8 protein-coding genes are annotated in these 12,351 nt (G+C 47.1%); 4 read left to right on the top strand and 4 right to left on the bottom strand.

The window, feature by feature from the left end:
* Positions 1-60: 60 nt before the first annotated feature.
* The 4 genes from KOD92_RS03440 to KOD92_RS03425 all read right to left on the bottom strand — a co-directional run bounded on the left by KOD92_RS03440 (position 61) and on the right by KOD92_RS03425 (position 7,732).
* The gene (locus KOD92_RS03440) at positions 61-2,319 is read right to left on the bottom strand and encodes a TonB-dependent receptor (protein WP_215232108.1); all 2,259 of its coding nucleotides are present in this window, start codon (positions 2,317-2,319) and stop codon (positions 61-63) included.
* Entirely contained in the window at positions 2,316-3,608 is a 1,293-nt protein-coding gene (locus KOD92_RS03435; protein ID WP_215232107.1) for a tetratricopeptide repeat protein, read from the bottom strand. Before KOD92_RS03435 ends, KOD92_RS03440 begins: the two co-directional genes overlap by 4 nt.
* A gap of 107 nt (positions 3,609-3,715) precedes the next feature.
* Positions 3,716-6,007, bottom strand: coding sequence for a DUF4331 family protein (locus KOD92_RS03430; protein WP_215232106.1), 2,292 nt, complete (start codon positions 6,005-6,007; stop codon positions 3,716-3,718).
* Between the two features lie 27 nt (positions 6,008-6,034).
* On the bottom strand, positions 6,035-7,732 hold the full coding sequence (locus KOD92_RS03425; protein ID WP_215232626.1) for a DUF4331 domain-containing protein: 1,698 nt from the start codon (positions 7,730-7,732) through the stop codon (positions 6,035-6,037).
* 343 nt (positions 7,733-8,075) lie between these two features.
* On the opposite strand from KOD92_RS03425, the gene KOD92_RS03420 reads away from it, so the two are divergent.
* The 4 genes from KOD92_RS03420 (at position 8,076) to KOD92_RS03405 (ending at position 12,347) form a co-directional block, all read left to right on the top strand.
* Positions 8,076-9,020, top strand: a complete 945-nt coding sequence (locus tag KOD92_RS03420) for an SDR family oxidoreductase (RefSeq protein WP_229254499.1) — start codon at positions 8,076-8,078, stop codon at positions 9,018-9,020.
* A 14-nt stretch (positions 9,021-9,034) separates the two neighbouring features.
* Positions 9,035-9,958, top strand: a complete 924-nt coding sequence (locus KOD92_RS03415; RefSeq protein ID WP_215232105.1) for a helix-turn-helix domain-containing protein — start codon at positions 9,035-9,037, stop codon at positions 9,956-9,958.
* A gap of 356 nt (positions 9,959-10,314) precedes the next feature.
* Positions 10,315-11,577, top strand: coding sequence for a site-specific integrase (locus tag KOD92_RS03410; protein WP_215232104.1), 1,263 nt, complete (start codon positions 10,315-10,317; stop codon positions 11,575-11,577).
* On the top strand, positions 11,574-12,347 hold the full coding sequence (locus tag KOD92_RS03405; protein ID WP_215232103.1) for a hypothetical protein: 774 nt from the start codon (positions 11,574-11,576) through the stop codon (positions 12,345-12,347). The genes KOD92_RS03410 and KOD92_RS03405 overlap by 4 nt, the downstream gene beginning before the upstream one ends.
* The last annotated feature ends 4 nt before the right edge of the window (positions 12,348-12,351 follow it).

Genomic DNA, 12,351 nt, shown 5'->3' with positions numbered 1-12,351 from the left:
ACAAGAATACGGCTCTTCCAGCTTGATTTTTTGTCGGAAAGTGACTTGAAACTATTACGCTTAGAAAAATAATGTAAGACTAAGCTTTGCGAAAAATGGTGTTCCGGGTGTAAAATGGATTTCTTCCACGGGCTCAGTTTCATTTTTAAGCCTGCTTAAAGTTGCGAACTGCGTCTCTTTCCATTTTGTATTCAAAAGGTTTTGTACTGAAAGACCGAGATTATAGTTCTTTTTGGCATAGTTGAGCTGCATATCACCCACAAAGTAGCCCTTCGCTACAATTGAATTGTCTTCATTTGCGGCTCGATTGGCGAGATAACGGTACCTTAGTGAGCCACTGATCCCGTTCTGCATTTGAAGCGAAAGTCCGCCGGTGGACGTGAATACGGGCGCGAGCGGGAGGTAATTCATTCCTTCCGTTTCGCCTATTGCGCGTGGTTTTGCTGTGCTCAGGTCCACATCCGCGTAAAGCGATTTAGTAAGCTGGTACCTCACAGACAGGTCCAGTCCCTGCCGCTTTGACTTCCCGCTCGGCTCGATTACCCCGGCATCTCCCACGTATACAAATTCCTGCTGCATCCATAAATACCAGGCTGCGGCATTGATAAACATCTTTGGAAACGGTTTAAAAATCACCCCGAAATCGGAACCGTAAGCACCCGGCAAAATTTGCTTACCTCCCTGCGGCACCACTACTCTGGTGTCATTGGAGTGAAACCCTTTTCCCGAATTTAGATACAATTGAACGCGCGGGTTGAAAGTGTAATAAAAGTTGAGTTTGGGAGAAATTATCGCGTCAGCTGCGTGATTACGGGTTACCGGCTGCAAAAGGTAGTCTTGGTAGCTGGCCCGGAAATAATCGAGTCGCACACCCGCATTGACCGTAAACCGATCGTTTATCTGTATCAGCTCATCGGCATAAACGGACGCATTCAGCTCGTTTACATCGCCAAGCTGGTAAGGATCGAGGGTTACTGAACGGTCTTTTGTATGCGAAAGCTCACTTCGGTCAGTAAGATCGTGACGGTATTGCACGCCAACAGTCGTGGTCCAGCTGGATTTGCCCACGTAAGCCTGCTTTGAAATGCTCCCGTTGTAACCGTACAAATTGCGTTGTTCCTTCTGCTTGATCTGATCGCCATTGAGTGAATCTTCGAGGAAAAATGTGAAATTGGAAAAAAGCTCGAAGTTGTAATTGCTGTAAAAAAGCTGGTTTTTGATCACGAAATTAGATGGCGTAACTGTCACCAGCTGCACGTTCGCATTCGTGCGACTGGTTTCCCCGCCTTCGGTAGGATCAATGGAACCGTAAAAGCCGATCAGCCCCGATTCGAGCGCGCGGTCGGGAATCTGCCCCGAATGGTTCCACTTACTCCAGAATGTTGAAGCAGTGAATGTAAGGTTAGTGCTGGGCGTAATGTGGCCGTGGTATTTCCCGAATACATTCAGCCTGTTGAAATTTTGCGGGTTATCGAAATAGGAATTGGTAAATGAATACTCCGATGCGATGTATGCCGCCTGGCTCTTGTCCTTTCCTTTTTGTCCGAGAAGATCAATACCCGCTACGGCGCGGTAAGTATCGAACTGCCCCGCTTCAAGTTTCACAAACGACCTCTCCAATGCGTCTTTTGTACGGAAATCAACCCAGCCGGCAGTCGTGAAATTGCCTTTGTCCGTCGCGTAAGGCCCTTTTTTGAAATCAACACCCTGAACGAGCTCCGGGATTACAAAATGCAGATCGGCATAACCCTGGCCGTGCGCGTGCGACACCATGTTGACGGGCATTCCATCAACCGTCAGGCGAATATCCGTGCCGTGGTCCAGATCGAAACCGCGCAAAAAGATCTGCTCCGCTTTACCGCCGCCGGCGTGCTGACCAATGAAGAGACCAGGTACCATTCTCAATATTTCCTGAGAATTGGTAATAGGTCTGAGTTTAATATCGACACTGTTGATCAGCTGCTGATCGTGCGCACGTTGGGAAGAAACAACTACCTCGCTCAGCTCAATGTCCGCATCTGAAAGCAGCATTTTTATAAACTGCGTCTGGTTATCAGAAACCACAACTTCAATCACCTGCGGCTTGTAGCCGACGTGCGAAAACTCGATTTTGTATTTCGAAGACACCAACCCTTCAAACTGGTACTTCCCATTTTCATTGGTGACTGTACTTTTCCCGAGGCCGGTGAGCTGCACGGTTACGCCGCTCATCGGCAGGTTCGTCGCCTGGTGGGTGACTATACCCGAAATGCCGCCCAAATGCGCATACGAGATGAAACTGACGAAGATAAAGGAGAGCAGGAGTAAATGTTTTTTCATAATCTCGATTCCTGTGCGTACTTGGGATTGGTTCTTTTTGCCTCAGCCAGGTATTTGTCTCCCTGCGCCTTATTGCCCAGTGCAACTTCGATCGCACTTGCGATCTGCAATACCTCCGGATCTTTGGTGCCGGTGCTTAATGCCACTTTTATGTGTTGTAATGCCTTTTCGTTATTCTTTTCTTTCAGGTAAACGTAAGCCAGCGCATGGTTCACGTCAATGTTCTTCGGTCTCTTGGCATATTCTTTCAAGCCGTAAGCTGCGGCCGAGTCCAGCTGTCCGAGTTTTGTATAAAGTTTACACAATTCCAGATCGACAGCGTGCCCGGATTGCGCATCTTCATCAAGCATAGTCACTACTTCTGCATATTTCTTCATTGCTTTTTGCTGATCTCCTTTCAGCAAATATATGTCGGCCATTTCTTCATGAAAAGAATATTCCGGCATGATGGCAGCGGCTTTTTCAAGTTCAGCCAATGCGCGGTCGTACTGGTTTCTGGCCTTGTAAACCTGTGCCTGCCCGCGTAATGCAAATGCGTAACTCGGGCGCATTGCCAGTATCTGCTGGTATTCTGTTTCCGCTTCTTTCAGCTGGCCGGTTGTTTCGTATAAATGTCCTAATGTGTTTTTAGCCCAGCATTGCGGCTCCGAACCGGGCAGTCCGGCTTGTACGGCAAGTTTCATGGCTGCAATCGAGCCAGGATAGTTGCCGTAAATTTCGCGAAGATAAGAGGCGCGCGAATACGCTTCAAGCGAAGGTTTCAGCGCCTGCATTTTATCCGACATTGCCACAGCCTCATCGTAGTTGCCCAATTCTACATTCGCATCTACGAGCACGCCGTACACATACGCATTTTCCGGGTTGATCTTCCGCGCTTTTTCAGCAAGGTCACGCGCCTCGGGAAACTGGTGCTGCGACATTTTTACAGATGCTTTAAAAGTCGTCGCTTCAAAATTTTGAGGATCAATCGCAAGTACGCCGTCCAGTATGCGGAGTGCCGCGGGATAGTAGTAGGGATGTTCTCCGGTGATCCGTGCCTCGGCCAGGTATATTACCACCAGTTGCAGGCGGGGCTTCACGTCCCGCGGATTTTGTGCAATCTTAGCTTTCAGTTCGCCGACTTTTTCCTTTGTTTTCGCCCATTCCGTTGCGCTGGCCAGTTCGCCTTCTCTTTCAAACAGGCCAGGGATTTCGGTAGTAACTTCGGTGGTTTCGGTTTTTTTCTTTTCGGTACAACTCATTTGCACCAGGAAAAAAAAGGGAAGGCAGAATATAATGATCTTTTTCATAGTTGATCGTGGTTGAATGATAGGGTAGGTAAGAAGGCCGGGGATGATTTCAAATCGAGATCGTGATCAGTCCCCGGCCATTTACTTTTACAAACTGCTTACTATACTTATCTGCGCAAAATCTTGACAGTATACTTGTCATCCGGCGTAGTCACCCGCAGGTAATAGATGCCTGCCTGCCCGCCCAGTTTCACCGACCGGCGCTCTCCGGCCGTGGCTTTGCTGATCACCTGCTGGCGCAATACCTGACCTCTGCTATTGGCAAGATCCAGCTGTACCTGTTTTCCGGCCGCTCCTCTGATCTCGATCGTAACCTCGTCATTTGAACTTGGATTACCCATTACAACTGCCGACAATGGTACTGCTGTGCCTTCTGCTCCGGCAATGCCTTGTCTCATGTTCATGCCGCAGCCTGCGCGGAAATCGTATTCCATGGTTACTTCCGAAGATGGGTCATTCACGTAACGCGCTTTCGCAACAAGTACTCCGCTGCTATTTTCATCCATGAAAAGCTCCGATTCTACCATACGGTCCACACTTGTTCCCCAAACACCATTTACAACACCAGCGGCCGAGTATTCAACAGTTTTGCCTGCGTCGGCTCCCATTGAACTGAATGTAAATGCACCGGTTGTGCAATTGAAATTAGTGATCGCAACTGCGAAAGGCTGCATTTCCGATGGGTTGGTTCCTTCGTAACCCGGTCCCCTGAAACCAGGCCATGGATTTTGAAGATACGGGAATGTCGTTTTCAATGTCGTGTCATTTTTGGTAACACCAGCATTAAAACTCAATACCCTTCCCAGATTAGGTGTAACAGGATTTCCACCTACTACATAATCGTCATACCATAATCCGATCGCGGCCAAAACCACACCGCCGACAGCTTGCAATTCAATGGTTGTTACGTCATCTTCAAGGCGGCGTCCATTAGGGAAACCGTCCATATTAGGTATCCATTGCAGATCGGTAGTTTTGTTGTATTTCGCATCCGTTAATCCCAGTGCTGCTGCCTGAACCAGCCCCAGTGAGCTGAAAGCAGGGTCGGTGCGCGGTGTTGCAGGCACAGCCATATTTAACCTTAACCAATCTCCGAGTGTAGGGAGGAAGTTGTGGATAAATGGCTTCCCTGCTGCAAGCGGATTTCCGTTTTTGCCCGTAGCAAGCTGGTAAGGAGGTAAATTTGGAACACCTGTATAGAATATAGGCAGGATATCCACGGCACGCGGACTCATCGCATCAGGGAGTAAAACGCTTCCGAAAGCAGCCTCGGCCAATGCAGTACCGTCCAATGCAGGATTTCCTTTCAACCCGAATAGACCCGGCTTGCCGTTCCTGAAATCAAACGATCCCAGTGATTTGGTCTGAATGCGCAAGTCGGCCAGTCCCGGAACCGCGGTACCGAACTGCGAATCGTCCATGTACAAAGCCAGCTCCGGGTTGGTGAAGTATTTTGCAAATTGAAGATCATTGGCCGGAGAAGTTGCATTCCACCTGTCTTTCATACCGATCGGAATGATCGCTTCATTGGTCAAAGGCATTCCCAAACGTGAAACCTGTACCCAATCACCATCATAGCCTACGTCACCGCCACCATAAAGCGTAGTGATTTTCTTGCGGCTTGAAGAAGCATAAACACCGATCACATATTCAGGATCCAGAATGTTCGAAGCCTGCGCTACGGTTTTGTGTCCTTTTTGAAGCGTAGCAACGGGTACTTCTATCACAATCGAGTGACAATTGAACTTAGCCACTGCGTCGCGGCCACCTGACTTACGAATATTTCCAAGGTCGAATATGCCCCCTAGATCAACAAAGAAAGGATCGTCGACTGGTCCGCAGAATATCTTCTCGCCGCTGCTGGCGGTCATAATGGATTTGGTCACCAGCGCTTCATAGGTCGTATTAAGGCCGGTAGCCTCCTTGATCGACCGTGGGCCAATGTGAGGAGGAGGCACAGTTCCATCTGAGATAATAGTAGTAAAGCTCTGGCCTCCGTCGGTACTGCGTTCGCAGGTATAGGTCGTTTTAAGATTCTCCTTACCCAGGCGGATAAGGAAAAAAGTCGACGGATCTTCATTTACTTTTTTGAACGTAAAACGATAAACGATGTCCGCTCCGGTTGTACCCGCATTGTTGTCGACGTGGATTTCATAGCGGATATTTTCTCCGAAAGAATACCAGTTAGGGCCTCCCGCCGGATGTTCGAATGGAATATAGTTCGCTACAAGTACGATGTTCTCTTTGTTCATCGGACTTTTAAAAGCGTAAACATCGGTATTATCGGCCAGTGGATCTGTTGAGATCAGGGGCGCTTCACGGTGGGAAGACGCATTTGACTGGAATGGCATGGCACAGATCAGCGCCAGCAACCCAATCAGGTATAAAAAGTTTTTCATAATGTACTTAGATATTTGATGATGAAATCAGAACCGGGCTTTTTCAGGATAGTCGAACCCTCTCCACGGACTGGCCACATAAGGAAATGCACTTTTCAGTTCAGTGTCATTTTTAGTTGGTCCCGAGTTGAAAGTCAGCACGCTCAGAAGTTGTGGTGAAACCGGCGCAGTAGGAGTGGCATCGTCATAAAACAAGCCTACTGCTGCCAGAACAACGCCTGAAACTGCCTGTAACTCAATCGTAGTCACATCATCTTCAAGCCTGCGGCCATTTGGAAATCCATCCATATTCGGGATCCATTGCAGGTCTGTGGTCGTATTGTAAGCAGGATCTGTTATACCCAAAACCGCTGCCTGCACCAATCCAAGCGAACTGAATTTAGGATCATCCCGCGGCGTTGCCGGTACCGCCATATTCAACCGTAGCATATCGCCCAGCGTCGGCAGGAAATTATGAATAAACGGTTTCCCTTTTGCCAGCGGGTTATTGTTCTTTCCTGTCGCAAGCTGGTAAGGAATAAGATTAGGTACGCCTGTGTAGAAAATCGGCAGCAGGTCGACGGCGCGCGGACTTGCATTATCAGGCAAAAGAACACCACCGAAAGCAGCTTCTGACAGCGCAGTTCCGTCAAGCGCTGCATTACCTTTCAATCCAAATAAGCCAGGTTTTCCATTACGGAAATCGAACGAGCTGAGTGATTTGGTTTGGATCCGCAATGCATTCAACGATGGTACCGCGCCACCGAATTGCGAATCGTCCATGTAAAGCGCCAGTTCTGGATTTGTAAAGTATTTAGCAAATTGAAGGTCGTTCCCGTTGTAGGGTGTCACCGAGTTCCAGCGGTCTTTCATCCCGATCGGAATGATCGCTTCGTTGGTAAGTGGCATCCCCAGGCGCGAAACCTGTACGTATTCACCGTCGTAACCCACATCACCCGCACTATAAAGTGTCTTGATCATCTGGCGGCTTGCAGAAGCCCATACGCCGATCACATATTCAGGATCCAGTATATTAGCCGCCTGACTCATTCCCTTACCGTCTTTCTGTAACATGCTGACAGGCACTTTAAGAGCAATCGTATGCACATTGAAACGGTTCAGACCATCTTTGGGCGCATTGGTAGTATTGCCTTCCGGGCGGAAGTTGCCTACATCAAATGCACCGGCAAGGTCTACGAAAAAAGGATCGTCAACCGGGCCGCAGAACACTTTTTCACCGCTGGTTGCCGTCGCGATTGCCCCTTGCATCAATGTGTTGTAGTCAGTTTCTAAGCCAACTGTCTTGCCCTCGATAGAGCGCGGGCCGATATTGTTAGGCGGCACGGTTCCAGCGGCTACGATTACCTGGAAACTCTGCCCGCCATCCGTACTTTTTTCACACTTATAAGTGGTCTTCAGGTTTTGTTTGCCCAGACGAATGTTGAAAAAAGTGGTAGGATCTTCATTGATGCTGGAAAACGTAAACCGGTAGGTAATATCATCGCCAGCCGTCGTGGTTTTGTTTTTGATGTGGATTTCATAACGCACATTAGGTCCGAAATTGTAGTAATTCGGGCCTCCTTCGGGTGATTCGAACGGGATGTAATTCGCAATGATCGTGATAGTATTGGGATCATCGGGGCTCTTGAAGGCATAAACGTCCGTGTTGTCAGCGAGCGGATCATTGGAAATTAAAGGCGCCTCCCTGTGACTGGAGGCAAAGAGGCTTACTGAGCAGATGAGCATTGCAAACGTAAGAGTGCAATGCCGCCATCTGCAAGGATCCGTAAAAGAAACTTGCATGGTAGAAGTTTTTAAATAGTGAAAATGGACTGCTTAGTTAAGTAAATAGGACGGCATGTGAATGCGCAGGTAGTTGCATTTACCGGGTGGTAAATTCAAAACATCGGTATGGGCTCACCTTCTCGGAATAAGGCGCCAGGCAAAGAATTCGATAGATATTGGCATATCTACGCTGAGGATAGAATAATAGATTTAAATATATAAAATATATAATTAAATGGCGATGAAAACCTTGAACCCGTCTTTAGAGATGTCAAAAGGAATGTCGAGCCGAACCTAAGTCAGATTGGGCTACGATAAAGCCGGATTTGGCTATCTACGCATTCAGGTTTCTGCCGAGCTTTGCTTTGTACTTAAAACAAAAATCATGCGGATATTAGTAACAGGCGCGACGGGTGCGTTGGGAAGTGCAGTGATCGAAACGATGCTGAAAAAGATCCCGGCCAGCAGCATTGCCATTCTCACCCGAAAAGAGGAAAGGCGATTGTCGTTTCAGGAAAAAGCATTCCGGGCGTACTTAGGCGATTTCGAAGATATGCCTTCGGTTGACCATGCCATGAAAGATGTAGATAAGGTCTTACTAATTTCAGCTGGCGACGAAGGCGATCGGGTGCAGCAGCACCGCAATGTTGTGGATGCAGCAAAAAGGGCAGGAGTAGCGGGCATCGCCTACACGAGCCGTTCGTTGCGGGATAGGGATAACCTTTCTAACCCTTTGATGAGGGACCACTTTATTACCGAAGACTATATACGGGAAAGTGGCTTACAATACACCATATTTCGGAATGCTTTATATATGGACGTGATTCCGCTCTTTGCTGGCAAACAGGTATTTGACACCGGCATTGTCCAGTCCGCGGGAATGGGAAAGGTTGCATTTGCGCTTCGACAGGAAATGGGAGAGGCGATCGCGCATGTAATGCTGGACGAACCATGCGAAAACAAGACATACCTGTTTACGGGCGGGGAGGCCTATTCGTTTGATGACGTTGCCCGGGCATTGACTGAGCTGTCGGGAAAAGAGGTGCGCTACACCTCGGTTGAAAGTCAGGCGTTCGAAGATATCCTGGTTCAGAAAGGCATTCCACAGGCAATGGCAAGAAAAATTACCGATTTTAATGCTGATATTCGAAACGGGCAGGAATCCGTAGTGACCGCCGATCTGGCCCAAAAACTTGGGCGTCCACCCGCTGCACTTAGGGAAGGGCTAAAATTACTGTTCGGGTTATAAACGATCCCTTTGTTATGAAGTCAATTGAAGCACCAAGGCACATTCGCACCATCACCGAATATCATCGATTGATGCAATTGCCCAGACCTGAGCACCCGCTCATCAGCGTGGTGCGATTTGAGGATATCAAAGCGCGGCCTGCCGTGGCTCCGAAAAGTATCAGCCATCACTTTTACACAATCGCGCTTAAGAAAAACGTCAACTCCAAAATCAGATATGGCCAGCAGGACTTCGATTTTGACGAGGGTGTTATGGTGTTTATGTCGCCCAGGCAAATTCTGTCGGTGGAGTCTTCCGGCGAAGAGGGATTCAAACATACCGGATGGCTTTTACTCATCCACCCTGATTTTTTATGGAATACCGCCTTGTCGGGCAAAATAGAGCGGTATGAATTTTTCGGCTATCATCTCCGGGAGGCACTACACCTTTCTGAAAAAGAGGAAGGGCTGGTTGTGGGCCTGATGCAGCAGATCGAGCAGGAGTACCACGCCAATATGGATGCATCGAGCCACCACGTCATGATTGCGCAGCTTGAATTAATGCTCACGTACGCAGAGCGATTTTATCAACGGCAATTCCTAACTCGCAGGATTTTGAACCATACTATCCTGGAACGGATGGAGAAGCTGCTAACCCATCGTTTCAAAGACGATATCCTCGCAGCCGAAGGTATCCCGACAGTTGAGTCCGTGGCCGAGGCATTGAATCTATCCCCGGATTATCTAAGCCGTCTGCTGACAACACTGACCAAACAAAGCACCAGGCATTTTATACAAGACAAGCTCATTAACCTGGCAAAAGAAAAACTTTCCACCACCGATCTGTCAGTGAACGAGATCGCCTTTCAGCTGGGATTTGAGCATCCTCAGTCGTTTAGTAAGTTGTTCAAGAATAAGACGCGCTATTCACCGGTCGAGTTCAGGCAGTCATTTAATTAGTTAAGGCAAGCTTTTTCACCTAACACACTTTCACGAGCGAAATCCTGGCACAGCCTGATAGCAAAAAGCCCCTCAACTTTCGTTGAAGGGCTTTTGTACCCAGAGCCGGAGTATAACCTTCTTAATGTTAAAAATTCATTTCCTAGCATCTGCCGCATTAAAATACCTCATTTTAAGATTCCTATGCATGATTGTGACAAAACGTCGAATTGGGTACATTAATCTGCATACGGTTTTTATTAACCATTATGCGTAACGTAATGCGTAACTCATTATCTTTATGAGGGTCATCTATAAAGACGGTTATGGCGAATGCATTTTTTCGATTGAGGAAGTCGAAATCAAAAGATCCGGAAATGATCTACCTCGGCTATCGGTTCGGCCAGGATCAGCTAATCTACTCCACAGGGATAAAGGTACTACCCAAGCACTGGGATTTTACGAAAAGCCGAGTTAAGAACGTTGTTGAGGTCTGGGACAAGGATGACATCAACGCGTTTCTCAGGGGTCTTACCGATTTTACCAATTCGGTGGCTAACACGTATAAAGCTAGGAGGGAGGATTTAACGAAGCAGTTATTGAAGAGAGAGCTTGATAATTACATTAAGCCCCCCAAGGCTGAGGAGCAGATCAAGTTCTTTGACTTTTTTGAGAAGCTCATTATCGATTTAGAAAGCGGGAAGCGCTTGCTTGACAATAACAAGATTGCGGATCCCAAAACAATCCAGAGATATCGGACTGCAAAGAATAGCCTTCAGGAATTTGAACAGTACCGGATTGATAAATTAAACGAGTCGGTACTACACTTTGACCACTGGACAGAGCAGTTATGGAATGAATACATATCATATTTGACGTTCGTAAAGTCTTTCAAAGTAAACAACATAGGATTTTACCAGAAGCAACTTAAAATAGTCCTCAAAGCTGCAAGAAAGGCAAAGCTGTATACAGTGGGTGAGTGGTTGGAGGATGTGAAGATACTGGCAGAAACACCGGTTGATATCTTTTTGAATAAATCCGAATTACTGTTGATTGAAACTCTCGACCTGTCCAATGATTTGAAACTTGATCGGGTTCGAGACCTATTCTTTATCGGATGCTACACCGGATTTCGGATATCAGATTGGAAGCAGGTTTCGAAAGACAATATTAAATCAACCAGGGAAGGAAACAAGTACATCGAGATCATACCGGAAAAGGCAAATGCTACTCATCCATCAACTCCGCTTCATTCAAAAGTTGTGTCAATCCTCGATAAGTATGATGGGCGGTTACCAATTATAAGCGAACAGAAATTTAATGTGTATGTTAAGGATCTGTGTAAGCTGGCCGGTATTGATGAGAAGGTAACTACCAAATACGTCATTGCTGGCCGGGTAAAAATTGATCAGGTCCCTAAATATAGCCAGGTGACCAGCCATACGGCACGCCGGAGCTTTGCGACCAACGAGTACTTGGACAGTGTTCCGGTGCATCTAATTATGAAAGCAACAGGTCATACCACGGAAAGAAACTTCCTCAAATATTTGAAACTCGACAACTCTGGTGCAGTCGATGCAATGGCGAAGCACAAGGATAAATCAAAAGGGGACAAATTAGCAATCAACGGTTCGCTATGAAACTAGATATCCAATTCGAAATGCTGCGGGAAAACGCAATAGCCGAAACCTATGAGCTTTTCGGGCCTCGATATTTGCTTCTTGCGCTGGATCTTTCGGAGGCAATCGGGAAGATTGACGCCGAAATTAAGTTCTACCTAGCTTTTGTCCTTAAAGACTATAAAGACCTTATTCTAGCTGGTGAGAGGCAAAGGGTTATAGATGAATGTATCAAGGATCATGACGAATGGATGAAAGAAGTAAATGCAATTCGTGTAGATGATGAGCTTGGCGCTCGTCAAAATGACATGTCTTTTCGAGGAGGTAACCAGACAGCCAACGATTATTGTCTTGAAGTTTTTCTTGCCAAGCTAAACCTTGCATGTGCTGGAGCTGTTCGGGCCTTGGAAAGTGTAAGTAATGATGTAAAGCTTGATCAACAGCGCAGCATGCGGACCGAATCAGAATTCGTTGACTTTCTAAATCCAAGAGGCCGCAGCTTAATGCCATTTATATTGAAAAACTACAAGAATTCCAGGCCCGCGGAGGTTGCAAAACTATTGTTTGCCATGAGTGACCTGAGTTGTTTGGAAATTTCAATGCCCGGGACCGGTCATCAGGATAACCTACATACTGCATTGTCTAATCTGCTCGGAGATATTGGCAGCAGAACAGGATTGAATTCTGCTCTTAACCGGTATAATAATCCTTCGGCTAAGGAAGAGGGGGAAGTATCTAAGACCCGAGAACGAATAAAACTGTTTCTAAACAGCATTAAAGAGCAAAAATAGTATC

Origin of the sequence: Dyadobacter linearis (assembly GCF_907165045.1) — a bacterium.
GTDB lineage: Bacteria > Bacteroidota > Bacteroidia > Cytophagales > Spirosomataceae > Dyadobacter > Dyadobacter linearis.
The sequence above is the reverse complement of the archived record's forward strand: the minus strand, read 5'-3'. Positions and strand labels throughout refer to the sequence as shown.

Bases quoted from the DNA above. Each gene is read 5' to 3' on its own strand.
- KOD92_RS03440 (WP_215232108.1), bottom strand. From the start codon at position 2,319: ATGAAAAAACATTTACTCCTGCTCTCCTTTATCTTCGTCAGTTTCATC.
- KOD92_RS03435 (WP_215232107.1), bottom strand. From the start codon at position 3,608: ATGAAAAAGATCATTATATTCTGCCTTCCCTTTTTTTTCCTGGTGCAA.
- KOD92_RS03430 (WP_215232106.1), bottom strand. From the start codon at position 6,007: ATGAAAAACTTTTTATACCTGATTGGGTTGCTGGCGCTGATCTGTGCC.
- KOD92_RS03425 (WP_215232626.1), bottom strand. From the start codon at position 7,732: ATGCTCATCTGCTCAGTAAGCCTCTTTGCCTCCAGTCACAGGGAGGCG.
- KOD92_RS03415 (WP_215232105.1), top strand. From the start codon at position 9,035: ATGAAGTCAATTGAAGCACCAAGGCACATTCGCACCATCACCGAATAT.
- KOD92_RS03410 (WP_215232104.1), top strand. From the start codon at position 10,315: ATGATCTACCTCGGCTATCGGTTCGGCCAGGATCAGCTAATCTACTCC.
- KOD92_RS03405 (WP_215232103.1), top strand. From the start codon at position 11,574: ATGAAACTAGATATCCAATTCGAAATGCTGCGGGAAAACGCAATAGCC.